The organism is Bacteroides sp. 90-K9/2, from assembly GCF_047310725.1.
Taxonomy (GTDB): Bacteria; Bacteroidota; Bacteroidia; order Bacteroidales; family Bacteroidaceae; genus Bacteroides; species Bacteroides vicugnae.
The window spans coordinates 1,431,718-1,457,485 of record NZ_JBCGVL010000001.1 but is presented as its reverse complement, the minus strand read 5'-3'; the positions used below and the strand labels follow the sequence as shown (position 1 = coordinate 1,457,485).

23 protein-coding genes are annotated in these 25,768 nt (G+C 41.5%); 10 read left to right on the top strand and 13 right to left on the bottom strand.

The window, feature by feature from the left end; translation table 11 throughout:
* Nucleotides 1-64 precede the first annotated feature (64 nt).
* A complete protein-coding gene (locus tag AAHJ11_RS05700; protein ID WP_074638814.1) occupies nt 65-748 on the bottom strand; it encodes a tetratricopeptide repeat protein in 684 nt (227 codons plus the stop codon).
* Between the two features lie 160 nt (nt 749-908).
* Between AAHJ11_RS05700 and recF the strand changes: the two genes are divergently transcribed.
* A complete protein-coding gene (gene recF, locus AAHJ11_RS05695; RefSeq protein ID WP_074638815.1) occupies nt 909-2,027 on the top strand; it encodes a DNA replication/repair protein RecF in 1,119 nt (372 codons plus the stop codon).
* A complete protein-coding gene (locus AAHJ11_RS05690; protein WP_074638816.1) occupies nt 2,014-2,301 on the top strand; it encodes a DUF721 domain-containing protein in 288 nt (95 codons plus the stop codon). The genes recF and AAHJ11_RS05690 overlap by 14 nt, the downstream gene beginning before the upstream one ends.
* Here AAHJ11_RS05690 and AAHJ11_RS05685 read toward each other — a convergent pair.
* From AAHJ11_RS05685 to gap, 7 genes are all read right to left on the bottom strand, one after another.
* Nucleotides 2,288-3,079: a histidinol-phosphatase gene (locus AAHJ11_RS05685; RefSeq protein WP_148364326.1), complete on the bottom strand. Its 792-nt coding sequence runs from the start codon at nt 3,077-3,079 to the stop codon at nt 2,288-2,290. The genes AAHJ11_RS05690 and AAHJ11_RS05685 overlap by 14 nt on opposite strands.
* Nucleotides 3,024-3,551, bottom strand: coding sequence for a 5-formyltetrahydrofolate cyclo-ligase (locus AAHJ11_RS05680; RefSeq protein WP_229091884.1), 528 nt, complete (start codon nt 3,549-3,551; stop codon nt 3,024-3,026). Before AAHJ11_RS05680 ends, AAHJ11_RS05685 begins: the two co-directional genes overlap by 56 nt.
* Nucleotides 3,529-5,280 carry a S41 family peptidase gene (locus AAHJ11_RS05675; RefSeq protein ID WP_148364328.1) on the bottom strand — a complete coding sequence of 584 codons (1,752 nt, stop codon included), beginning with the start codon at nt 5,278-5,280 and terminating at the stop codon, nt 3,529-3,531. The genes AAHJ11_RS05680 and AAHJ11_RS05675 overlap by 23 nt, the downstream gene beginning before the upstream one ends.
* A 30-nt stretch (nt 5,281-5,310) precedes the next feature.
* Nucleotides 5,311-5,760 (bottom strand): dCMP deaminase family protein, encoded by a 450-nt coding sequence (locus tag AAHJ11_RS05670; RefSeq protein ID WP_148364329.1) that lies wholly within the window; start codon nt 5,758-5,760, stop codon nt 5,311-5,313.
* Nucleotides 5,761-5,768: 8 nt separating this feature from the next.
* Nucleotides 5,769-6,284, bottom strand: coding sequence for a DUF4847 family protein (locus tag AAHJ11_RS05665; RefSeq protein ID WP_148364330.1), 516 nt, complete (start codon nt 6,282-6,284; stop codon nt 5,769-5,771).
* A 24-nt stretch (nt 6,285-6,308) separates the two neighbouring features.
* Nucleotides 6,309-8,369, bottom strand: coding sequence for a M3 family metallopeptidase (locus AAHJ11_RS05660; protein WP_413579165.1), 2,061 nt, complete (start codon nt 8,367-8,369; stop codon nt 6,309-6,311).
* Nucleotides 8,370-8,541: 172 nt separating this feature from the next.
* Nucleotides 8,542-9,552, bottom strand: coding sequence for a type I glyceraldehyde-3-phosphate dehydrogenase (gene gap, locus AAHJ11_RS05655; protein ID WP_143258094.1), 1,011 nt, complete (start codon nt 9,550-9,552; stop codon nt 8,542-8,544).
* Between the two features lie 142 nt (nt 9,553-9,694).
* Between gap and mscL the strand changes: the two genes are divergently transcribed.
* Nucleotides 9,695-10,141: a large-conductance mechanosensitive channel protein MscL gene (mscL, locus tag AAHJ11_RS05650; protein ID WP_148364332.1), complete on the top strand. Its 447-nt coding sequence runs from the start codon at nt 9,695-9,697 to the stop codon at nt 10,139-10,141.
* A gap of 131 nt (nt 10,142-10,272) precedes the next feature.
* A complete protein-coding gene (gene guaA / locus AAHJ11_RS05645; RefSeq protein WP_148364333.1) occupies nt 10,273-11,796 on the top strand; it encodes a glutamine-hydrolyzing GMP synthase in 1,524 nt (507 codons plus the stop codon).
* 90 nt (nt 11,797-11,886) lie between these two features.
* On the opposite strand, the gene AAHJ11_RS05640 is transcribed toward guaA, so the two are convergent.
* Nucleotides 11,887-12,555, bottom strand: a complete 669-nt coding sequence (locus tag AAHJ11_RS05640) for a Crp/Fnr family transcriptional regulator (RefSeq protein ID WP_148364334.1) — start codon at nt 12,553-12,555, stop codon at nt 11,887-11,889.
* Nucleotides 12,556-12,692: 137 nt separating this feature from the next.
* Between AAHJ11_RS05640 and AAHJ11_RS05635 the strand changes: the two genes are divergently transcribed.
* Nucleotides 12,693-13,292 carry a MarC family protein gene (locus AAHJ11_RS05635; RefSeq protein WP_004301781.1) on the top strand — a complete coding sequence of 200 codons (600 nt, stop codon included), beginning with the start codon at nt 12,693-12,695 and terminating at the stop codon, nt 13,290-13,292.
* A 140-nt stretch (nt 13,293-13,432) separates the two neighbouring features.
* Here AAHJ11_RS05635 and AAHJ11_RS05630 read toward each other — a convergent pair whose 3' ends face one another.
* Nucleotides 13,433-14,101 (bottom strand): rhomboid family intramembrane serine protease, encoded by a 669-nt coding sequence (locus tag AAHJ11_RS05630; RefSeq protein WP_148364335.1) that lies wholly within the window; start codon nt 14,099-14,101, stop codon nt 13,433-13,435.
* Between the two features lie 213 nt (nt 14,102-14,314).
* Between AAHJ11_RS05630 and AAHJ11_RS05625 the strand changes: the two genes are divergently transcribed.
* From AAHJ11_RS05625 to AAHJ11_RS05615, 3 genes are read left to right on the top strand one after another with little or no spacing between them, the layout of a single operon-like run.
* Complete coding sequence (locus AAHJ11_RS05625) at nt 14,315-16,252, top strand: glycogen debranching enzyme N-terminal domain-containing protein (RefSeq protein ID WP_148364336.1); 1,938 nt, start codon at nt 14,315-14,317, stop codon at nt 16,250-16,252.
* Nucleotides 16,253-16,268: 16 nt separating this feature from the next.
* Nucleotides 16,269-17,534 (top strand): glycosyltransferase family 4 protein, encoded by a 1,266-nt coding sequence (locus tag AAHJ11_RS05620; RefSeq protein ID WP_164727216.1) that lies wholly within the window; start codon nt 16,269-16,271, stop codon nt 17,532-17,534.
* 17 nt (nt 17,535-17,551) lie between these two features.
* A complete protein-coding gene (locus AAHJ11_RS05615) occupies nt 17,552-19,006 on the top strand; it encodes a glycoside hydrolase family 57 protein (protein WP_148364337.1) in 1,455 nt (484 codons plus the stop codon).
* A 298-nt stretch (nt 19,007-19,304) separates the two neighbouring features.
* Here AAHJ11_RS05615 and AAHJ11_RS05610 read toward each other — a convergent pair whose 3' ends face one another.
* Nucleotides 19,305-20,990: a DUF4270 domain-containing protein gene (locus AAHJ11_RS05610; RefSeq protein WP_413579162.1), complete on the bottom strand. Its 1,686-nt coding sequence runs from the start codon at nt 20,988-20,990 to the stop codon at nt 19,305-19,307.
* A gap of 20 nt (nt 20,991-21,010) precedes the next feature.
* The gene (locus AAHJ11_RS05605; protein WP_074637926.1) at nt 21,011-21,844 is read right to left on the bottom strand and encodes a glycogen/starch synthase; all 834 of its coding nucleotides are present in this window, start codon (nt 21,842-21,844) and stop codon (nt 21,011-21,013) included.
* 142 nt (nt 21,845-21,986) lie between these two features.
* On the opposite strand from AAHJ11_RS05605, the gene panC reads away from it, so the two are divergent.
* Nucleotides 21,987-22,832, top strand: a complete 846-nt coding sequence (gene panC, locus AAHJ11_RS05600; protein ID WP_074558481.1) for a pantoate--beta-alanine ligase — start codon at nt 21,987-21,989, stop codon at nt 22,830-22,832.
* Between the two features lie 18 nt (nt 22,833-22,850).
* Nucleotides 22,851-23,204, top strand: coding sequence for an aspartate 1-decarboxylase (panD, locus tag AAHJ11_RS05595; RefSeq protein ID WP_004301789.1), 354 nt, complete (start codon nt 22,851-22,853; stop codon nt 23,202-23,204).
* Between the two features lie 210 nt (nt 23,205-23,414).
* On the opposite strand, the gene AAHJ11_RS05590 is transcribed toward panD, so the two are convergent.
* Nucleotides 23,415-25,715 (bottom strand): bifunctional dihydroorotate dehydrogenase B NAD binding subunit/NADPH-dependent glutamate synthase, encoded by a 2,301-nt coding sequence (locus AAHJ11_RS05590; protein WP_074637927.1) that lies wholly within the window; start codon nt 25,713-25,715, stop codon nt 23,415-23,417.
* Nucleotides 25,716-25,768: the final 53 nt, after the last annotated feature.

The following is a 25,768-nucleotide window of genomic DNA, read 5'->3' as shown; positions in this document are numbered from 1 at the left end:
TTAATAGATAGTCCGCTTAATCCGGTGTAATCCGTGCCTCGATTCCCTTATATAATAAGGTATATTATTTTTTCATCAATTTAGCTTGCTCGATATATTTGTCGATGTCCATAGCCTGATAAGATTGGAAGTATTTATCCTTGATCTTAGTGTAAGCGTTTACAGCATCGTCATATTTTCCCTGTTTTACCAGGATTTCACCGGCTTGTATCAGGAAGATCGGGCTTAATGTGTTGTTGTCTGCTTTGTCTGCAGCCGACAGTAAAGTAGAAGCCGCTTTGTCTAATTGGCCAAGTTGTGCATAGCAGTTACCTGCAGCACCCAAGATTGCCGGGGCAACCATTTGGTCTTTTCCATTGAAACTGTCCAGCATCTTCACTGCTTCTTCATATTTGCCAAGTTGTGCGTAGCAAATACCAGCATAAGCTTTTGCCAGATTTGCCGCTTTTGTTCCGCTGTAGTCATCGGCAACTTTCAGGAAACCTGCATAACCGATGCTGTCGCCATTCAAAGCCTGCTCAAAAGCATCCTGTTCAAAGTATTCCTGTCCTTTGAAAAGAGCTGCCTGTGCTTTTTCCTCACGTGGTTCAGCATAGAGGTTTTTGTACATGATAAAACCTGCTACAATAATAATCACAGCAACAACACCGCCAATAATTGCGTTTTTGTACTTGATAAGAAATGCTTCCGATTGTGTCAGTGCATCTTCTACGTTCAGATGTTCGTTCTGATTCTTTTGTTCTGCCATTTTATATGATTCTTTTTGTTATTATTCACCGTTTGATATTTCGACTCGCAAAAGTAGTTTTTTTATATCTACAAACGAAATTTAGAAGCATCTTTTTTTGTTTTACACCCGAAAACCACGAAAATCTTGCTACTTTTGTGAACAAATTAACGTGTACACAATGATACTGAAACGAATATCTGTATTAAACTATAAGAATCTGGAAGAGGTAGAACTGGGATTCTCTGCTAAGCTGAATTGCTTTTTCGGACTGAATGGAATGGGAAAGACGAATCTGCTGGATGCGGTGTATTTCTTGTCTTTCTGTAAGAGCTCCGGAAACCCGATTGATTCTCAAAATATTCGTCATGAACAAGACTTTTTCGTGATTCAGGGCTTTTATGAAGCGGAGGACGGAACTCCTGAAGAGATTTATTGTGGGATGAAACGCCGTTCGAAGAAACAATTTAAACGGAACAAGAAAGAATATAGTCGTTTTTCGGACCACATCGGTTTTCTGCCCCTGGTGATGGTTTCACCTGCCGATTCCGAATTGATAGCCGGAGGAAGTGAGGAGCGCCGCCGGTTTATGGATGTAGTGATTTCGCAGTATGATAAGGAATATCTTGAAGCGCTGATACGGTACAATAAAGCATTGGCGCAGCGTAACACATTGTTGAAGAGTGAGTTTCCGGTGGAGGAGGAGCTGTTTCTTGTATGGGAGGAGATGATGGCGCAAGCCGGTGCAATCGTATTCCAGAAGCGTGAAGCATTTATCCGGGAGTTTATTCCTATTTTCCAATCTTTCTATTCCTTTATTTCGCAAGATAAAGAGGTGGTGGGACTATCTTATGAGTCTCATGCGCGGGATGCTTCTTTGTTGGAAGTGTTGAAGCAAAGCAGGGAGAGGGATAAGATAATGGGATTCTCTTTGCGTGGCATTCATAAAGATGAGTTGAATATGTTGTTGGGTGAATTCCCGATAAAGAAAGAAGGTTCGCAGGGACAGAACAAAACGTATCTGGTAGCATTGAAACTGGCACAGTTTGATTTTTTGAAACGTACCGGTCGGACTGTTCCTTTATTATTACTGGATGATATTTTTGATAAGTTGGATGCTTCCCGTGTAGAGCAAATTGTGAAGCTGGTGGCCGGAGACAATTTCGGGCAGATATTTATAACGGATACGAACCGGGGACATCTCGACCGTATTTTACATAAGGTAGGCAGCGATTATAAAATATTTCGTGTAGAGGAGGGTACAATTCAAGAAACGGAGGCTGAAAATGAAGCGCAATGATGCCGAACAAATAGGAAAACTGATTCAACAGTTTCTTCGTCAGGAGAGTTTGGAATCTCCGCTGAACGAACAAAGGCTGCTGGATGCCTGGCCTCAAATCTTGGGACCGGCGGCGGCTTATACCAGCAATCTTTATATTCGTAATCAGACATTGTATGTGCATCTGACTTCTGCTGCTCTTCGTCAGGAATTGATGATGGGGCGTGAGGTATTGGTACGCACGCTGAATCAGAAAGTCGGGGCTACCGTTATTACAAATATTATTTTTCGTTGAAGAAAGATATTCTGTCTATCACCTTTATGCCTAGCTTCCGGAGTGTTTCGGTTGCACGGTTGTAATAAAAAGGATTTTCCAAATATTGATTGTTATGGGCGTCCACGCCGATGATAGCGGTGCAACCTTCATGGGCGGCTATTTTCCAGAAATCCGGATGAGGAATGGTAGTAATACCATGAATGTCATTATATTCTTCATATCCGATATTATATTCCAACGGTAAGTTTAACCGTACTGCTGTCCGGCAGATATGCCTGCTGACTAGCTTACAATGACGATCGAACTCGGGGTAAGAACGCATAAATAAATCCGGATGGGCAAGGTAGGCAAATAGTCCGCTTTCCATTCCTTCAATAGCACTCTCTTCATAGAGTTCGAGCATGTCTACCGAATCTGTATTCCGGCCGAAGTAGGGAAACTTCTCATCTGTGTGAAAATGGTGATTTCCGAAGATGATATAGTCCAGTTTATATTCTTTGATGACTCCTTTTAGCCAGTGTATGTATTCAGGAAAATATTCGCATTCCAATCCTATTTTTATGCTGATTTGATTTTTATATTTCTCTTGCAGCGAACGGATGCTTTCCACATATTCCGCTAATTCTTCGGGAAGCATCCGGATGTCGGATATATAATCAGTGTGGTATTTCCACGGAGTGTGGTCAGAAAAACCTAATTCTTGATAGCCGCCTTTGATGGCACTTAAAACAAATTCTTCGTCACTCCCTGTCGCATGATGGCAGCGGGTGGTATGGGTGTGATAATTCGTCTTCATTGATTGTTATAATTATATCCATGCGGATGTCGAATGATTCCGCCGGAACTTCTTCTACTAATTGAAATGGGAAACAGATTCCTGCTTTGTAGGCTGATGGTATGCGTGGCAGGAGACGGTCATAATATCCTTTTCCCCGTCCCAGACGGTTACCTTTAGCATCGAAAGCTACTCCGGGAACGACGATGAAGTCTATGGCTGCATAGTCTGTGAATATTTCTCCGGTTGGTTCTGCTATACCGTAGATACCGCTGATTGACATGTCTTCCGGTCCGGTGTATATCCGTAGTTCTAAATCATCGCCTACTACTACGGGGAGTAGAATCCGCTTTTCAGTCCTCCATTTTTGAATAAAGGCATGTGTGTCTACTTCGTCATTCAGCGAATGGTATAGTAATACTGTATTTGCCGCCCTGAAAGCCGGATGGGCTTCGAGGGCGGCAAGTATGTTAGCTGATTGCAGCTTTCGCATAGTTGAATCCGCGTGTCGGGTCTTCAGTAATGCTATATGCTTGCGCAGTTCTTTTTTTCTTTCCATCTTTTTTATCCTTCGTCACTTCTTCCTCTTCAACGGCTACCGGAGCTTTTGGGAAAGCTTCTCCTTTTTCAAGTATCTCAATACCTTTAATAACAGTAGCATCTGTCTTGTTGAAGTATTGGAGATAAGCTTCCAATCCAAGCATGTTGTAGATGATGTTGCCGAAGAGGTTCTTTTCCAATAATTTGTATGATTTCTGAATGAGGATGTTTCTTCTTTTCACTCCTTTACTGTCAGCAAAACGGACAAACTGTTCCACCAAACCCTGATGACGAAGATAATTCAGCAATTCTTCCTCTGTTTCGTATTGGCTTAATTTCTTCCGATTGTTGTCGGTGTACTGGAATGTGAACTGAATAGTCAATCCCCGGTTAATAACTGTCGATAGATAAGAAGTGACTCCCGTCGTATCCTGCGGTACGAATATATCCGGCATGATACCACCACCGCCATACACAGTACGTCCCAAGCTGGTATTATAACGTTCACTCTCATTCTGCTTGATACTATCACGTGAGAAAAATTCTCCATGTTCGTAACGGGTATATAAATCCAGCTCATAGTTACGGTCTTTACCACTTTCGTACGGGCGTTGGATGCAACGTCCAGATGGGGTGTAGTAGCGGGCGATAGTCAGGCGGATAGCCGATCCATCACTGAAATCGATGGGCTGTTGCACAAGTCCCTTACCGAAAGAACGGCGTCCTACAACTGTACCCCGGTCGTTATCTTGAATAGCTCCGGTGAAGATTTCACTGGCAGAAGCAGAACCTTCGTCAATCAATACAACAAGCGGCATTTTCTGACAGCTACCCGTACCGTTAGCAAATTCTTCTGCACGTGGATATTTACGGCCTTGAGTATATACGATCAACTTGCCTTCGGGCAGGAATTCATTAACCATGCGGATGGCTGCTTCCATATATCCTCCGGTATTACCGCGTAGGTCAATGATTAGACCTTTGCATTTTTTATGGTTGAGCTGTGCTAATGCATTCAGCAATTCTACATGACTGGTACGTCCGAATTTACTGACTTTCACATAACCGATATTGTCATTTAACATATAAGCGGCATCTACGGTATTTTGAGGAATGTCTCCACGCGTGATGTTGAAGTGTAATAAGTCCTTTTCTCCTGTTCGTCTGATTCCCAATTTTACTTGTGAGCCTTTCGGACCTTTCAAGGTGCGCATAGCCCGTTCGTTCGTTACTTTCTTGCCGACAAACAAGCTGTCGTCTACAGTAACAATGCGGTCGCCCGCCATTAATCCTATCTTTTCAGAAGGACCTCCCTGAACAACAGCATTGACATGAATGGTGTCATTCTGTATGGTAAACTGGATGCCAATTCCGCTGAAGCTGCCTTCCAGCTCAGAGTTGACTTCTTCGAGATTTTGGGCTGGGATATAAGTTGAATGCGGATCCAGTTCGGCTAGAATTTGCGGCATGGCTTTTTCTACCAAATCGGCCATGTTTACGGTGTCGACATATTGATCGTCTACAATGCGTAACAATGCGTTTAGCTTATTGGAGGAACCGTTGATGATACCCAAACGGTTGCCGGCAAAATGCTTGGCATAAAATGTACCGATAAGAATCCCGACTACCACGCTGACTGCTATGATGACAGGTGTGAAACGTGAAGAGTTTTTTGTACTCATGTCTATTCCTTTTTTAAAACGTTCGTCTTCTTATTTATTGGGAGAGGAATTATCATCTAACTCTGTGTAGATAACTTCGATTCCCGCCCGTTTTAATAACTCTATTCCATCTTCCAGGCGGTAATGCTCGGAATAAACTACCCGTTTGATTCCTGCCTGTATGATTAACTTTGCACATTCGATGCAAGGAGAGGCGGTGACGTACATGGTAGCACCGTCGCTACTGTTGTTTGAACGCGCTATTTTGGTAATGGCATTGGCTTCCGCATGCAGAACGTATGGTTTTGTCAGGTTGTTTTCATCTTCACATACATTCTCGAATCCGGAAGGTGTCCCGTTATATCCGTCGGAGATAATCATTTTATCCTTAACAATTAAAGCTCCTACTTTACGGCGTTGGCAATAGGAATTTTCAGCCCATATGCTGGCCATGCGTATATAACGTTTGTCAAGTTCTAATTGTTTCTTTTTAGTGTCCATGTTGTTTACTATTTATTGCTGACTACCCGGAAAACCATGCGGAAAGTTTGTTTTCCGGATGCCGGTTTGTATAAAAGGTATAAGTTGTTACTGTCTCCTTCGTAAGATGTGGCGGTATTAAGTCCCTCTATAAAATTTTTGGCGAGTCTATCGTTGCCATAGCTACCAGCGGTGGTGACTGTAGCTTTAAAACTGTTGTTCTTGGCGTTGGCATTCCATTTCCCTTCAAAAGTACTGGTTGCAATTACACTTCCTTTTATATTTCCGTTGATAACATCTCCATCTACTGTACCATCAAATACGATGTTGTATGTACCGTTTTTATTAAGCTCTTCAATACTTGCTTTTTCTTGTTCTTCATTCTCCCAAAAGCCAAACATCTCATGACCTCCATCTACTGTGATATAATTTAGTTTCCAAGTTTTTCCTGTAAAGATAGCAGCTACATCGTCCGAATCATTACATCCAGAAAATAAAGGAAGCAATAAAAGCAATCCTACTATTTGAAATATACTTCTCTTCATATTTAATATCTAATAACTTAATACTTATTTCTTTATCCCATTTCTGATTAGCAAAGCATCAATGCTCGGTTCCTGTCCGCGGAAACGTTTATAAAGTACCATCGGGTGTTCCGTTCCTCCTTTCGACAGAATATTATTGCGGAATGAGTCTGCCACTTCCTGATTGAATATCCCTTTTTGCTTGAATAATGAAAAAGCGTCAGCATCCAATACTTCCGCCCATTTGTAGCTGTAGTATCCAGCGGCATATCCACCGGCAAAGATGTGGGAGAACTGCGTACTCATGCAAGCTTCTTGTACTACCGGTAATATTTGCGCATCCTTCCAGGCTTCCTGTTCATAAGCTTTCACATCTCCTTCAAAAGGAGTGTTACGCGTATACCATGCCATATCAAGTAGACCGAAACTTATTTGTCTCAGACAAGCATACGCAATATTGAAGTTTGATGCATCTACAAGACGTTTTATCAATTCATCCGGCAAAACTTCTCCCGTCTGATAATGGCGGGCAAAGGTATTGAGGAAATCTTTCTCTATGGCAAAATTCTCCATAATTTGTGAGGGAAGTTCCACGAAATCCCAATATACGTTAGTTCCACTTAAACTCCTGTAAGTGGAATTGGCAAACATACCGTGCAGGCTATGTCCGAACTCATGTAAGAATGTTTCTACCTCATTGAAAGTCAATAAAGCAGGCTTATTCTCGGTTGGCTTGGTGAAGTTCATTACAACGGATACATGCGGACGGCTGTTTTCACCGGTCTTTTTATCTATCCATTGCTCCTTGTAACTCGTCATCCAGGCTCCGGCACGTTTTCCCGGACGCGGATGGAAGTCGGTGTATAGGACGGCTAAGAATTTACCGTCTTTATCAAACACTTCAAAGGCTTCCACCTCTTTATGGTAAACCGGAATCTCTGTGTTTTTCCGGAACGTGATTCCATATAACTTTTCAGCTAGACCAAACACTCCTTTCTTCACTTGTTCCAGTTCGAAGTAGGGGCGAAGCATTTCTTCGTTGATATTGAATTTTTTGTCTTTCAGTTTGTTTGAATAATAATTCCAGTCCCAAGGCATGACAATGAAATCAGCTCCCTGTTCTTTACGAGCCAGTTCCTGTATCTCTTTATATTCTTGCTGTGCAGTAGGAGTATATGCTTCCAACAGTTGGTTGAGTAGCTTGTATACCGACTTGCTGTTTTCAGCCATTCTTTTCTTTAGCGTATATTCCGCATAATCTTTGTATCCCAGTAATTGGGCTATTTTCATGCGTGTATTGGCTATTTTTTTTACGATGTCGATATTATTGAATTCGTTATCGTGTGTACATTTGGTGTTATAAGCCATATACAGTTTTTGACGTAAATCCCGATTATCGGAATACGTCATGAAAGGAACATAGCTCGGAGCGTGAAGCGTGAACGCCCATCCTTCCTTTCCTTCGCTCTTGGCTGTTTCTGCAGCTGCTTCTATGATAATTTCGGGTAGTCCGGCGAGGCTTTCTTTTTTTGTTAACAGCATTTGATAAGCATTCGTCTCTTTCAGATTGTTTTCACTGAAAGTTAGAGTCAGTTTACTCAATTCGGTAGTCAGGCGACGGTATTCTTCCCGTGCTTCTCCTTCCAGGTTGGCGCCATGGCGTACAAAGCTGTTATATGCATTTTCCAGTAACTGTTTTTGTTCCTGTGTCAGTTGCAAAGCCTCTTTCTGGTTATACACTTCTTTCACACGTGCGAATAACTTTTCGTTCAGTGTGATATTGTTGCTGTGTTCACTAAGCAACGGCATTATCTTTTGAGCCAGTTCTTGCAGGTCGTCATTCGTTTCTGCGCTTAGCATATTGCCGAAGACGGCTACTACTTTATCCAGTAATTCTCCGGATTCGTCGAAAGCTTCTATTGTATTGGTGAAGTCAGCCTTTTCCGGATTCTGTATGATAGCTTCTATTTCAGCATTTTGCAGCCTGATTCCTTCCAGAATAGCAGGTTCATAATGTTCGGTTTTAATCCGGTCGAACGGCACGGTTTCGTGCGGCGTATGATATTGCCCGTAGAAAGGATTCTGGGCATTTATTATATTGTTCATAGTGCAAACTAGTATCAATGTTAGTATTAATCTCTTCATAGAGGTACAAAGCTACTAAAATTGTAGCTTATTCAACGGATAACACGTTGCTTTTTAACAATATATAAAATGAAATGTATAAAAAAACCGCTACGGTTTCCCGCAGCGGTTTCTATATTGTTCAGGCTTCTAATTAAGCGTTAACTGATGCCATGTGAGCGATCAAGTCAAGAACTTTGTTAGAGTAACCGATTTCGTTGTCATACCAAGATACAACTTTAACGAAAGTATCAGTCAAAGCGATACCTGCTTTAGCGTCGAAGATAGAAGTACGAGTGTCACCCAAGAAGTCAGAAGAAACTACTGCATCTTCAGTGTAACCCAGGATACCTTTCAATTCGCCTTCAGAAGCTTCTTTCATTGCAGCGCAGATTTCAGCGTAAGTAGCCGGTTTAGCCAAGTTAACTGTCAAGTCAACTACAGATACGTCCAAAGTCGGAACACGCATAGACATACCAGTCAATTTGCCGTTCAATGCAGGGATTACTTTACCTACAGCCTTAGCAGCACCAGTAGAAGAAGGGATGATGTTGCCAGAAGCAGCACGACCACCTCTCCAGTCTTTCATAGAAGGACCGTCAACTGTTTTCTGAGTAGCAGTTGTAGAGTGAACTGTAGTCATCAAACCGTCAAGGATACCGAACTTGTCGTTCAATACTTTAGCGATAGGAGCCAAACAGTTAGTAGTACAAGAAGCGTTAGATACGAATTGAGTACCTTTTACGTATGTTTTTTCGTTTACACCGCAAACGAACATCGGAGTGTCATCTTTAGAAGGAGCTGACATTACAACATATTTTGCACCAGCTTCGATGTGAGCCTGAGCTTTGTCTTTGCTCAAGAACAAACCTGTAGATTCAACAACGTATTCTGCGCCTACTTCATTCCATTTCAGGTCAGCCGGGTTTCTTTCAGCTGTGATACGGATAGCTTGACCGTTAACGATCAGTTTGCTGTTTTCAACATCTGCTTCGATAGTACCATCGAATTGACCATGCATTGTGTCGTATTTCAGCATATAAGCCAAGTAATCAACCGGGCAAAGGTCATTGATACCTACGATTTGAATATCGTTTCTTGTCATTGCAGCGCGGAAAACGAAACGTCCGATACGTCCGAATCCATTAATACCTACTTTAATCATTTTGTTTAAACTTTTAAGGGTTTTATAATATTTGTTCAAATATCTCTCAGCCTTCGCACTTGTTTTATTTTCAAATGCGGTGCAAAATTACAAAAATGTTTTTATATTCGCATATTAAATTCACATTAAATATTGAAAAAAGATGGGAAAGAACACATTTTTACAGGACTTTAAGGCGTTTGCTATGAAAGGTAACGTCATTGACATGGCTGTCGGTGTTGTTATTGGTGGTGCATTTGGAAAAATCGTATCATCATTGGTTGCTAATGTTATCATGCCTCCGATTGGTTTACTGGTTGGCGGTGTGAACTTTACAGATTTGAAATGGGTGATGAAAGCAGCGGAGATTGGTGCTGACGGCAAGGAGATAGCTCCGGCCGTGACGTTGGATTATGGCCAGTTTCTGCAAGCCACCTTTGATTTTCTGATTATAGCTTTCGCTATATTCTTATTTATACGGTTGATTACGAAGTTGACAACTAAAAAACAGGCAGAAGTGGCAGCCACTCCTCCAGCTCCTCCTGCGCCAACGAAGGAGGAGGTTTTGTTGACGGAGATACGTGATTTATTGAAAGAAAAGAATCGTTGATTCTAATTGAAATAAAGGAGGTTCCAAGTGTAAACTGGTGAATCTCCTTTATTTTTCTCTTCATTATTAATATAGATTGCGTACTTTTTTCTACTTTTGCAACTCAATTTATTCAAAATCCAACCATTGATATGCAGGAAAAAATAATAATTCTTGATTTCGGTTCGCAGACAACACAGCTTATAGGTCGTCGTGTACGCGAATTGGATACGTATTGTGAAATTGTTCCTTATAACAAATTTCCTAAAGAAGACCCGACTATTAAAGGGGTTATTCTCTCCGGAAGTCCTTTCTCGGTTTACGATAAAGATGCTTTCAAAGTAGATTTGAGTGAAATTCGTGGTAAATATCCGATATTGGGTATTTGTTATGGTGCACAATTTATGTCATACACTAATGGCGGAAAAGTGGAACCGGCCGGAACACGCGAATATGGACGTGCTCACCTGGCTTCATTCTGCAAAGATAATGTGCTGTTTAAAGGAGTGCGTGATGGGTCGCAGGTATGGATGAGCCATGGAGATACGATTACTGCTATTCCCGATAATTTCAAGAAAATAGCTTCAACAGATAAAGTGGAGATTGCTGCTTATCAGGTAGAAGGTGAGCAAGTGTGGGGTGTTCAATTCCATCCGGAAGTATTCCATAGTGAAGACGGAACTCAAATCCTGAAGAACTTTGTGGTAGATGTTTGCGGTTGCAAACAAGACTGGTCGCCGGCTTCATTCATTGAAAGTACGGTTGCCGAGCTGAAAGCGCAGTTGGGGGATGATAAAGTCGTTCTCGGTTTGAGTGGCGGAGTCGATTCTTCGGTTGCAGCAGTGTTGCTGAACAAGGCTATTGGCAAGAACTTGACTTGTATCTTTGTAGATCATGGTATGCTGCGTAAGAATGAGTTCAAGAATGTGATGAAGGATTACGAGTGTCTCGGTCTGAATGTGATTGGCGTTGATGCCAGTGCAAAGTTCTTCGCAGAACTGGCTGGGGTGGTTGAACCGGAAAGTAAGCGTAAAATTATAGGTAAGGGCTTTATCGATGTGTTCGATGTAGAAGCTCATAAGATAAAAGACGTGAAATGGCTGGCGCAGGGTACTATTTATCCGGATTGCATTGAGTCATTGTCTATTACGGGTACGGTAATAAAGAGCCATCATAATGTAGGGGGACTTCCTGAAAAGATGAATCTGAAGTTGTGTGAGCCGCTTCGTTTGTTGTTTAAGGATGAAGTTCGCCGGGTGGGCCGTGAGTTGGGTATGCCGGAGCATCTGATTACCCGTCATCCGTTTCCGGGACCGGGACTGGCAGTGCGTATTCTGGGAGATATTACTCCTGAAAAAGTACGTATTCTGCAGGATGCTGACGATATCTTTATCCAGGGATTGCGTGACTGGGGATTGTATGATAAAGTATGGCAGGCGGGGGTTATCTTGTTGCCGGTACAGTCCGTGGGTGTAATGGGAGATGAACGTACTTATGAGAGAGCGGTTGCTTTGCGTGCTGTGACATCTACTGATGCCATGACAGCTGACTGGGCACATCTGCCTTATGAATTTATGGGTAAGGTATCGAATGATATTATTAATAAGGTGAAAGGAGTGAACCGTGTCACCTATGATATCAGTTCCAAGCCGCCAGCAACTATTGAATGGGAATAATACACTTTGTATCATAAAGATAGCCTCAATGGAAATTCCTGTTGAGGCTATTTTTGTGATAGATAATTTCTTTTGTTGGTTAATTCGTATCTATTCGCTTATCAGCTTTTGTGCGTCCGGAATAAGAATCTCTTTCCGGCGTAACTCTAATAATCCTTTGTCTTGTAGCTCGTTGAGTGCTTTTGATGTATTCAACCGAGTGTCATCTAAGTAGCGGGCAAGGTCGTCCATTTTTACTTTGAATATCTTTTCTCCCTGCGTTTTTTCACAATGTAGCAGGAAAAAGCGAATGATTTTCTCTTGTAAGTCTTGTGTCGGTTCTTCCCATAAACGGGAATAAAGATTTTGTGCCCGGTTGCTGACAATGTTCATGTAGTTGAGCCGGAATATTTCATATTTGAACAGGTCGCTAAGTACAAACGCTTTGCTGATGCTGACAGTGTGTGCTTCCGTATGTGCTATATAAGCGGAAGTGTAATTGGTGTTCATGCCGAACAACGACTGTGGTTCCAGCAGGTAAGGTGCTTCCATCTGTTCAATGACGGTGTATATATTTTCTTTGGAACTTGTGACGATAGAAACCTCTCCTTTTAACAGAAAGCAGAGTTGTTTACACGGACTACCATTTTCTATGATAGTTTCTCCCACTTTATGCTTGATAAAGTGTAGCTTGACCTTATCCAGAATACTTGTGAAATCTTCATGACAAAGACCTTGAAATAAAGGCAATTGGAGCAAAGTGTCGAACATTGTTTCCATATGTTGTAATCTCTTGTTAATCGTACAAATTTACTCATAATACAATACTGCTGTCAATATCTGAGCGTTCTTTTTGTTTTTTTTATTGTTTGAATGCATAAAAATAGAGTATATTTGCAGAAAAAAAGGAGGAAATTATGTTCGCAGGCTTCAATTGGCAACAGATGATCAGTGCGTTTATCGTACTTTTTGCCGTGATAGACATTATCGGCTCTATACCTATTATAATTAACCTGAAAGAAAAAGGGAAAGATGTGAATGCAATGAAAGCTACTGTCATCTCTTTTGCTTTGCTGATCGGATTTTTCTATGCGGGAGATATGATGCTGAAACTCTTCCATGTAGATATTGAATCGTTTGCAGTAGCCGGCGCATTTGTCATTTTCCTCATGTCTTTGGAGATGATTCTGGATATTGAGATTTTCAAGAACCAGGGTCCTATCAAAGAAGCAACTTTGGTACCGCTCGTCTTTCCTCTGTTGGCAGGTGCCGGAGCTTTCACCACTTTGCTTTCTCTCCGGGCGGAATATGCCAGTGTTAATATCATTATAGCTTTAGTCTTGAACATGATCTGGGTTTACTTTGTAGTGAGTATGACCGGTCGTGTAGAACGTTTCCTGGGAAAAGGAGGTATTTATATTATTCGTAAGTTCTTCGGCATCATCTTATTGGCTATATCTGTAAGATTGTTTACGGCAAATATAACGTTATTGATTGAGGCGTTGCATCGGTCTTGATTGAATTCAGATTATCTTATTGAACTGGAAAGCTATTATATTAACTGTGCCACCATGGTGGCACAGTTGTGCCACGCCTATGTCATAATTGTGCCAATACGATGGCACAGTTGTGACAGTACGGTGGCATGAGGTGGCATTTATAATGGTTCTTTCTCTTCTTTTTCCTCTTCTGCCGTTGCTGTCGTTACTTCTTCTATATTCTCTTCTTCTTCCGCTTCGTCTGCAAAAGGTTCCGGTCGTTGTGGACCGTGATTGACGAAAACGAAAGCACAGAATGTTCCTATAACTCCACCGCTGAGATGACCTTCCCACGACATATTGGTGGGGGAGAAATAAGGAAACATATGCCATATAATTCCTCCATACAAAAAGGTGACGAGTAGAGAAATGGCAATGAGTGGAACATATTTGCGGAGAATACCACTGAAAAAGAGAAAGAAGGCAAGTCCGTAAATCAATCCGCTGGCACCGATGTGCCATCCCGGTTTTCCGATCAGGAAAGTTAGTAGTCCGCCTCCTAGCCAGATTAGGATGAAAATTTTATTTGCTATCCCCCGGTAAAAGTAAAAAAGACACCATGACAAGAAAAATAAAGGGATTGTGTTTGCCAGTAAATGACTGAATCCGCTGTGTATCAGCGGGTGAGTTAAAATACCTACCAGTCCCCGTTTCTCCATAGGATATACCCCCAAGCGAGAGAAGTCCCAGTCCATTCCGACTTCCATAATCTTGAGTAAATAGAGGATAAAAATAAGGAACAAAGGCTTTGCTGCAGCCAGCATGATACGCTGAATATCTTGCTTCATGACATTCTTTTCTTTAGATATTTTACGCAATACTACGAATATTTGCACAAAATCTGAAAATAAAAAGCCTTTTTATTTTTGTTTTTATCTATAATTTGTACATTTGGGCGTTATACCCGTTGTATATGATGCTACAGCCAATATATACGGTATGTAACAATAAATAGATATACGATATAATGACCAATAATTAACCTTTAATAATGCACAACTATGAGTTATTTACGATTTGACAAGACCCTCATGACGAATCTGGAAGAATCTCTTCAAAGAGAAATCCTCCGGACGAACAAAGCAGGAGCTTATCATTGTACGACGATTGTTGATTGTAACACACGCAAATATCACGGCCTGTTGGTGATTCCAGTTCCCAATCTCGACGATGAAAATCATGTGCTGCTATCTTCTCTTGATGAAACGGTAATTCAACACGGTGCGGAGTTTAACTTGGGGTTGCACAAATATCAAGGAAACAACTTTAGTCCTAACGGACACAAGTATATCCGTGAGTTTGACTGTGAGCATATCCCGGCAACAACTTACCGTGTCGGAGGTGTTATCCTCCGCAAAGAAAAAATCTTTGTACATCATGAAAATAGAATCCTGATTCGTTATACGTTACTTGATGCGCATTCGGCCACAACCTTGCGCTTTCGCCCGTTCCTCGCTTTCAGGAGTGTACGCGAGTACACACATGAAAATGGGCAGGCAAGCCGCGAGTATCAACTTGTGGAAAATGGTATTAAAACCTGTATGTATCCCGGCTATCCGGAACTTTATATGCAGTTGAATAAAAAGTGTGAGTTCCATTTCATGCCTGACTGGTATCGGGGGATTGAATACCCGAAAGAACAAGAACGAGGGTATGACTTCAATGAAGACCTTTATGTTCCCGGTTATTTTGAGGTGGATATAAAGAAAGGGGAGAGTATCGTATTCTCTGCCGGAACTTCAGAAGTGACTCCCCGTAGATTGAAACAGACATTTGAGGCTGAAGTGGCTGATCGTACCCCGCGTGATAGCTTTTATCACTGCCTGAAGAATTCCGCTCATCAGTTCCATAACCAACAGGAAGACGAACATTATATTCTTGCCGGTTATCCGTGGTTTAAGTGTCGTGCGCGTGATATGTTCATTGCACTGCCGGGGCTGACGCTTGCGCTCGATGAGGTCGACCAGTTTGAGGATGTGATGAAAACGGCGGAAAAAGCGATTCGCAACTTTATTAATGAAGAACCTGTCGGATACAAGATTTATGAAATGGAGCATCCGGACGTTTTGCTTTGGGCTGTCTGGGCTTTGCAGCAATATGCAAAAGAGACTTCCCGTGAGCAATGTCGTCAGAAATATGGAGAACTCCTGAAAGATATGATGGAGTTTATCCGTCAGCGGAAACATGAGAATCTCTTTTTGCATGACAATGGATTACTTTTTGCTAACGGTACGGATAAGGCGATTACATGGATGAACTCTACTGTGAACGGACATCCGGTGATTCCTCGTACAGGATATATTGTTGAATTTAATGCGTTGTGGTATAATGCGTTGCGTTTCATCGCTGATTTGGTGCGCGAAGGGGGAGACGTATACTTGGCGGATGAACTCGATGCGCAGGCGGAAGTAACCGGAAAGTCTTTTGTCGAGGTATTCCGTAACGAATATGGTTATCTGCTTGATTATGTTGACGGTAATATGATGGATTGGAGTGTACGTCCTAACATGATATTTGCCGTAGCGTTTGATTATTCTCCTTTGGATCGTGCACAAAAGAAACAGGTGCTTGATATTGTGACCAAAGAGCTGCTCACTCCGAAAGGAATTCGTTCATTGAGTCCGAAGAGTGGTGGATATAATCCTAACTATGTGGGTCCGCAGATACAACGGGATTATGCTTATCATCAGGGAACTGCTTGGCCTTGGTTGATGGGATTCTATCTGGAAGCTTATCTTCGAATTTATAAGATGAGCGGATTGTCATTTGTTGAACGCCAGCTTATTAGTTATGATGACGAGATGACAAGCCATTGTGTTGGTTCCATTCCCGAGTTGTTCGATGGGAACCCGCCTTTCAAAGGACGTGGCGCGGTGTCGTTCGCGATGAATGTAGCAGAAATACTGCGTGTCTTAAAGCTACTGTCTAAGTATTATTAAAAAAGGAGGAACGAAGATGAAAGTTTTAATGTTTGGATGGGAATTCCCTCCCAAAATATATGGTGGTCTTGCGGTTGCTTCTTATGGAATAACTAAAGGATTGAGTCTGCAAGGTGATATGGAGACGATTTTCTGTATGCCTAAGCCTAGCGGCGAAGAAGAAAAGTTCTTGAAAATAATCGGTATGAATCAAGTACCCATCGTATGGCGTGATGTCCACTACGATTACTTGAAGTCCCGTTTGTTGGAAATGACACCGGAGGAGTATTATTCTTTCCGTGATCATATCTATGCCGATTTTTCTTATATGCATGTGAATGATTTGGGATGTATGGAATTTGCAGGTGGCTATCCCGGGAACTTGCACGAAGAAATTAATAATTTCTCGATCATTGCCGGAGTAGTAGCCCGTCAGCAGGAGTTTGATATTATTCATGCTCACGACTGGCTCACTTACCCTGCCGGTGTACATGCCAAGATGGTAAGTGGAAAGCCGCTTTGTATCCATGTGCATGCCACTGATTTTGACCGTTCTCGTGGCAAAGTCAATCCTACTGTTTATTCGATTGAGAAGAATGGTATGGATCATGCCGATTGTATCATGTGCGTGTCCGAGTTGACTCGCCGCACTGTTATTAACGAGTATCATCAGGACCCTAGAAAAGTATTTGCAGTGCATAATGCTGTTTATCCATTGTCGCAGGAGCTGCTGGACATTCCACGTCCCGATCATTCAAAAGAAAAGGTGGTCACTTTCCTCGGACGTATTACGATGCAGAAAGGGCCGGAATATTTTGTAGAAGCTGCTGCTCTTGTGTTGCGTCGTACTCGTAATATTCGTTTCGTTATGGCTGGCTCGGGTGATATGTTGAATGCCATGATCAATCTGGTGGCCGAGCGTGGTATTGCTGACCGGTTTCATTTCCCTGGTTTTATGAAAGGTAAGCAGGTATATGAAGTTTATAAGAACAGTGATGTGTTTGTCATGCCGTCTGTCTCTGAACCTTTCGGTATTGCTCCATTGGAGGCGATGCAGTGTGGAACGCCTTCCATCATTTCTAAGCAGTCAGGGTGTGGCGAGATTCTTGATAAGGTGATAAAAACTGACTACTGGGATATTCATGCAATGGCTGACGCTATCCACTCTCTTTGTACTAATCCGTCTCTTTTCGAATACCTCAAGGAAGAAGGTAAGAAAGAAGTAGATGGGATTACTTGGGAAAAAGTCGGCTTGAGAATCCGTGCTCTCTATGATGCTGTGTTAAGAAACTATGGTAAATAACAAAACAATAAATAAAAATGAGAACTATCTGTCTTTATTTTGAAATACATCAAATTATCCATTTGAAACGCTATCGTTTCTTCGATATTGGTAATGATCATTATTATTACGATGATTATGCGAATGAAACGGGTATGAATGAGGTCGCTGAACGTTCATATATTCCTGCTCTCAATACTTTAATTGAGATGGTGAAGAACTCGGGGGGGGGCTTTAAAGTAGCGCTTTCTATCTCGGGGGTAGCCTTGGAACAATTGGAAATTCATGCTCCGGCAGTCATTGATTTATTGCATCAGTTGAATGAAACAGGATGTTGTGAGTTCTTGTGTGAACCTTATTCACATGGTTTGTCTTCACTTGCCAACGAGGATTGCTTCCGCGAAGAAGTGCTTCGTCAACGTGATAAGATGAAACAGATGTTTGGTAAAGAACCGAAAGTGTTCCGCAATTCTAGTCTGATTTATTCTGATGAAATTGGTGGCTTGGTAGCTTCTATGGGTTTTAAGGGGATGTTAACGGAAGGTGCTAAACATGTGTTGGGATGGAAGAGTCCGCATTATGTCTATCACTGTAATCAAGCTCCCAGTCTTAAGCTTTTGTTGAGAGATTTCAAACTTTCTGACGATATCAGCTTGCGTTTTTCCAATTCGGATTGGGCGGAATATCCTTTGTTCGCTGATAAATATATTAATTGGATCGATGCATTACCGCAAGAAGAACAAGTAATTAATATCTTCATGGAATTGAGCGCACTTGGTATGGCTCAACCGTTATCTTCTAATATTCTTGAATTCTTGAAAGCATTACCGGAATGCGCAAAGGCTAAGGGAATCACTTTCTCTACACCGACAGAAATTGTAACGAAGTTGAAATCAGTGTCACAGCTTGATGTTGCATATCCGATGTCATGGGTAGATGAAGAAAGAGATACTAGTTGTTGGCTAGGTAATGTTATGCAACGCGAGGCTTTCAATAAATTGTATAGTGTAGCTGAACGTGTGCATTTGTGTGACGACCGTCGTATCAAACAGGATTGGGATTATTTGCAGGCTAGTAATAACTTCCGTTTCATGACAACGAAGAATAATGGTATGTGGCTGAATCGTGGGATCTATGATTCTCCTTATGATGCTTTCACCAACTATATGAATATTCTGGGTGACTTTATCAAACGGGTAGATGCACTATATCCTGCTGATGTAGACAGTGAAGAATTAAATTCTTTGTTGACTACAATTAAGAACCAGGGAGATGAGATTACCGAGTTGGAAAAAGAAGTGGCTAAATGGCAGGCAAAAGCAGAAGCGGCAAAGAAAACGACAGTCAAAAAGGCTGCTGATGCTAAAGAACCGGCAGTAAAAGAGAAAGCTGTTGCTAAATCAAAGCCTGCTGCAAAGAAAGCTGAAGCTAAGAAAGCAGTTGCGGAGCCGAAGAAGGCTACAGGTAAAGCTAAAAAGGCTGCTGCTAAGTAGAAGAATAAGAAATTATTATGTTTATTATATTGGGACCGTGAGTGAGATAAAATCAAACTCACGGTTTTTTGTGTGGATTAAGTCGAAACCTTTGTTGGCAGATATTCTTCTGCAAGATAGTAACACCATCCGATAAAATAGTAACGCTATTTGATAACGATACCGTTAATACCCCAAGCATATACCGTTATTATTATGAAATTATTCTATCTGACTTTTCTATAAATATCTTATAAAACAACAGCGCAGATTACTCAATGTAACCTGCGCTGTTGTTTTATAAGATTTCAACTATTTCTTATTTTGATTTTGTTCCAAAGTTTGTAGAAACAACTTCAAGTTTCAATTTGTATTTATCTTGTTCTTCTTTAGGTAAAGAAGTATTTGTGGCATTTGTACCTCCCTTTAAGCGCGCATAGCCAGGTTTCAGGTCATGTTGTATGCTAATAACATTGCTCGAAGAACCATAATAGCTATTACTTGAGGAAGCATCTGTGGTTACAAGTACTGGAATAAGTATGAATTTGTTCCAATCACTATATTTTTCCCATTCTTCAATAGTATGAACCTTTTGAGTGTCTGTTTCACCTTCGGAGTTAGTTATTTGGAGAGTTATCGTCCCACTCTTGAGTTTCTTTTCTGCTTCTTCTCGTTCTCCATCTGCTAAACAATCATTAATCATTTGAGTAATGTTGTTGAATGTATATTGAGTAAAGCTAGTAGTAGGATTAAATAGAGATGAAGTTATACCATCACTAAGTTGATTATCTTTAAAGAAACTATCTTTATATTTTTTACGTATTAATAGAACATTCTTAGGAGTAGACATGCCAAACTTCTTGTCACTGGTTTCATTATAGATAGGAATTCCTAATTTAACCGCATTTAAAGTGTCTCCTTGGAGCTTTTCTGCTATTTGGCTAACAGGAAGAGTTAACTGTGTAAAGATGCCAGCCGGGCTTTTTAAGTAAGTCCATTTAGGCTCATTTATACATTCCTGAATTTTTTCTGTATCATTCTCCAATCGGTTGGCTTGAATAACTTCGCGGGTAGATGTGAATGAACGTCCGCTGTATATAACAGAGTCTTTTCCGGCAGATGTGTGTAGTAGACCACCTGTTATGCTATCTCTTGCATGCTCCAAAAATGCTACATCCATTTGCATGGAACTAGTGTAGAGGATAGTACCGTCTCCATAGTCGCTTTTTACATACACTCCGGGAAATATACTTTGAAATTTCTTATATAGATCTTCTGTACGTCCTCCTTCTAAAAGTTTCAGTCCCAAATCCTGTGTTCTAGTCTGATCCAATGTAATTTTAATATAAGGAGTATATGTTGAAAGATTACGTATAGAATCACTAATAGATAAATCAACTGCTGTATAAGATTTACTCCCTAATAAACTTGTCGTATTATCATAATATTCTGTAGGGTTGATATTGGTATAATAAGCATCTGGATCTTCGTACCAATATTTGTTTCCTTTTTTCTTATCTAATACATACATACTTAGTCGGCAAGCTGTTAATGAATCTCCAAAATAACTGTCATACCAAAGATAAATATTGATTTGGCAATTACCAATAGGATTTCCATTATCATCTTTAATGATGGTGTAGTTACCAGATACACCTTCTGCCACATTCTCGAAATTTGTCATCATCTTTCCAGTACCACTTTCAGTGGTTCCAGAAAAAGCTGCGGGGAAAGTCATTCCTTCGGGACAGTTAAGTTGCGCCAAGAAACCTGCCTGATAAGTTCCGAATGTTTCATCAGTGAACTTTCCTACATACCCCACATTGGTCATTGCATATATCTTACCGGCATGAACGGATTCGGTAGTTACATCAAATGTAGATAGCTTTCCATTGATATTTTGGTCGCTTCCCGGAAACATTCCCAATCCCAGTCCGGCAGTGTTGTCATCACAACCCCAAAAGGTGATTGCCAGTAAAGCTATTAAGGCGTATTTTGCTTTCATGATCGTCGTATCTTGATTTTTTATTCTTCTTCGTTTGCAGTGGCTTCCCATACTTTATCGTAGAACTCGTTGCAGGCATCCGCATAGTTTTCCGGGTTCTGGTAGTCAAGTACCAATTTGCCAGATTGGCGGGCATATTCAATAATAGACTCGTCTACCTTTTCACTGTTTTGTATTACTCCGTCCGAATAGTCAACAGCGAGTTTGCAAAGAGCGGCGTAGTCTACCGGTTCCTTCAAATCACCTAAATCTTTCTTGGTAATACCTTTCAGCATCAGTTTTGTTGCGAAATCGTCGCTAAGTGTACTCTTGAAATCATCTTCATAAACAGAGAATACCACTTTAGCGTCGCGGAAAGAAGGTTCGTCTTTATAGGCTTTCTTAATATAAAGAGGAGCTAAAGCTGTCATCCAGCCATGACAGTGAATGACATCAGGACACCAGCGGAGCTTTTTCACTGTTTCCAATACACCGCGTGCATAGAAAATAGCACGGCTATCATTATCATCATATTCTATACCATTTTCATCCGTTGTCTGCATCCGATTCTGGAAATAGTCATCGTTATCGATGAAATATACCTGCATGCGTGCGGATTGGATAGAAGCAACTTTTATAATCAAGGGGTGGTCAGTATCATCGATAATCAGGTTCATACCAGAGAGGCGGATCACTTCGTGCAGTTGATTTCTGCGCTCATTGATATTTCCCCATTTAGGCATAAAGGTTCTGATTTCACGGCCTTTTTCTTGTATCGCCTGTGGAAGGTTTCTACCTATATTGGCCATTTCGGATTCTGAAACGTAAGGTGTAATCTCTTGAGTAATAAATAAAACTTTATTCGCCTTTGTCATAATAACAATAGTTCACTATAATATTCTGCAAAGATACGAAAAAAAAGACACATTAAATAAGATATTCTTTCTTTATGTGGCAAATATTAGTTTATTTTGCAGAGTTTTTGCAAACGAGTAAAACATAAACCAATTGACGAAAATGAAAGTAGTGCACACTATCAAGGACTTACAGGCAGAATTGACTGCCCTAAGAGCCCAAGGTAAAAAGGTGGGACTGGTTCCTACAATGGGTGCTTTACATGCGGGACATGCATCTCTGGTAAAGCGCAGCGTAAGTGAGAATGGTGTAACTGTTGTGAGTGTTTTTGTGAATCCCACACAGTTTAACGATAAAAATGACTTGGAGAAATATCCGCGTACATTGGATGCAGATTGTCGTTTGTTGGAAGAATGCGGGGCGGATTTCGCTTTTGTTCCTTCAGTTAGCGAAATGTATCCGGAACCGGATACTCGTCAATTTAGCTATGCACCATTGGATACGGTGATGGAAGGAGCTTTCCGTCCGGGACATTTTAACGGTGTTTGCCAAATTGTCAGCAAACTGTTTGATGCTGTACTGCCGGATCGGGCATATTTCGGAGAGAAAGACTTCCAGCAGTTAGCGATTATTCGTGAAATGGTTCGGCAATTGAAATATAATCTTGAAATTGTAGGTTGTTCAATTGTACGTGAGGAAGACGGACTGGCATTGAGTAGCCGGAACAAACGTTTATCTGCAGAAGAACGTGAAAATGCTTTAAATATTTCTCGCACCTTATTTAAAAGTCGTAACTTTGCAGCCACTCATACAGTGAGCGAGACGCAAAAGATGGTTGAAGATGCGATTGAAGCTGCTCCGGGTTTGCGTATGGAGTATTTTGAGATCGTAGACGGAAACACATTGCAGAAAATTAGTAATTGGGAAGATACTTCCTATGCGGTGGGATGCATCACAGTGTTCTGTGGAGAAGTCCGGCTGATTGATAACATTAAATATAAAGAATAACTAAAAAGACGAAACCTTATGATGATTGAAGTGTTGAAGTCGAAAATTCATTGTGCACGTGTCACAGAGGCAAATCTGAACTACATGGGTAGTATCACGATTGATGAAGACCTGCTGGATGCTGCAAACATGATTCCGGGAGAGAAAGTGTATATTGCTGATAATAACAACGGTGAACGCTTTGAAACCTACATTATCAAAGGTGAACGCGGTTCGGGCAAAATTTGTCTGAATGGTGCTGCTGCCCGCAAGGTGCAACCGGATGATATTGTGATAATCATGTCTTATGCATTGATGGATTTTGAGGAAGCCAAGTCGTTTAAACCGGCTGTAATTTTCCCTGATCCTGCGACGAACAAAGTGGTAAAGTAGAAAGTATCTTTGATATTTGAATAAGAAAAGCCCCGTTTTACATTTCGTAAACGGGGCTTTTCTTATTCTATTTTTTATGCCGGGGATGATCGGTGTTCTACCCACATATGAGTTGGCTTTAGCCCACCTCTCGATAAACTTCCGCCCACGTGTCAGATGTAGTTATCCCACGTGTTAGGGAAGTTTAGCCCGGGTGTTAATAAGCGGCAGTTAGTTGCCGGCGTTTGTTTTCAGTTGTTCATTCATGGCAGTGGCAGCTTTACGGCCATCACCCATCGCCAGAATTACAGTAGCTCCGCCGCGAACGATGTCGCCACCTGCGTAAATCATCGGGATAGAAGATTCCATATTGTCATTTACTGCGATAGTTCCTTTTCGTCCTAATTCCAGTCCTTTGATAGAGCTTGGAACAATCGGGTTAGGAGATACCCCAACGCTGACAATGGCCAGGTCTATATCGATTGTTTCTGTTGCTCCCGGGATAGCTATAGGGCTACGACGTCCGGAAGCATCCGGTTCTCCTAATTCCATCTTTTGCAGAATAACCTGTTTTACGCAACCTTGTTCATCAGCAATATATTCGATAGGATTATGCAGAGTGAGAAATTCAACTCCTTCTTCTTTGGCATGTTTTACTTCTTCGATACGTGCCGGCATTTCTTCTTCCGAACGACGATAGATAATAATAGCACGTTCAGCGCCAAGACGTTTTGCTGTACGGACAGAGTCCATAGCTGTGTTACCACCACCGATTACTGCCACATTCTTACCGAAAGCTACCGGAGTGTCCGAATCTTCGCTGGCGGCATCCATTAAATTGACACGGGTGAGGTATTCATTTGAAGACATGATATTGATGGAGTTCTCTCCCGGGATATTCATAAAGTTTGGCAGTCCGGCACCGGAAGCCACGAATATTCCTTTGAAACCTTCCGCTTTCAAGTCTTCTACACCGATAGTCTTTCCTACAATACAGTCTTTGATGAAGTTAACGCCCATCTTGCCAAGATTGTCGATTTCTACATCTACAATCTTGTTTGGCAAACGGAATTCGGGAATACCGTATTTCAATACACCTCCAATTTCATGCAACGCTTCGAATACAGTTACATCATATCCATATTTAGCCATGTCTCCGGCAAATGCCAATCCTGCAGGTCCTGAACCGATAACTGCTATTTTGATACCATTTTTTTCTGCAATGACAGGTACGGAGATTTGTCCGCTTTCGCGTTCATAATCAGCTGCAAAACGTTCCAGATAACCGATAGCTACCGGCTTTTCATTCATTTTCAGATGAATACATTTTGATTCGCACTGTTTCTCTTGCGGGCACACACGACCGCAAACAGCCGGAAGCGCACTTGTTTCTTTCAATGTTTTGGCAGCTTCGAGGAATTCGCCGCGTTCGATATTCTTAATGAAGCGGGGAATATCAATGCCTACCGGGCAGCCTTCCATACATCCCGGATTAGCACAATCGAGACAACGTTTGGCTTCTGTAACAGCCTGTTCTGCTGTTAATCCTTGATTAACTTCCTCTTTACGGCTATGTGAACGGTATTCAGCATCGAGTTCATTCATCTCTACACGAGGAATGGCTGTACGTTCTTTGGGTTTCATGGATTTACGTAACTCCTGTCTCCAAGCAGCATTACGACTTTTTTCATCGATTTCTTTGGTTGCTTCACATTCCGATTCCAGCTTATGCATTTCTTCGCGTTCGATATTCTTGAACGCACCCATACGTTTCAGCATTTCGTCGAAATTCACCTGGTGACCGTCGAATTCCGGACCGTCTACACAAACGAACTTTGTTTTTCCTCCCACAGTGATACGGCAAGCACCGCACATACCAGTTCCGTCCACCATGATAGTATTTAGCGAGACGTCTGTCGGAATTTCATATTTTTTAGTCAGCAAGCAAACAAATTTCATCATGATGGCAGGGCCGATAGCGAAACATTTGTCTACTTTCTCACGTTTGATAACTTCTTCTACACCTTCTGTCACCAGACCTTTACGACCGTAAGAACCGTCGTCCGTCATGATAATTACTTCGTCAGAGCTTTCACGCATTTCTTTTTCCAGGATGATAAGATCTTTATTGCGTCCGGCCAATACGGTGATAACACGGTTACCGGCAGCCTTCAAAGCCTGTACGATAGGAAGCATCGGAGCCACACCTACACCACCACCAGCGCAGACTACTGTTCCGAATTTCTCTATATGGGTAGCTTGTCCGAGTGGGCCTACTACGTCAGTAATAGATTCGCCTTCATTCAGCTCGCAGAGACGGGTAGAAGAAAGCCCGACTTCCTGTACTACCAGAGTAATGGTGCCCTTTTTCAGGTCGGAACCTGCGATAGTCAATGGCATACGTTCTCCTTTTTCGCCTACACGTACGATGACGAAGTGTCCGGCCTTACGAGATTTAGCAATTAAAGGAGCTTCAATTTCAAATTTGAATACTTTTTCAGAAAAGCGTTCCTTGCTAATGATTTTGTTCATTATCTAATTAATTTGTTGTTTTTATTACGTAACTGCTATCAGAATGATATAAA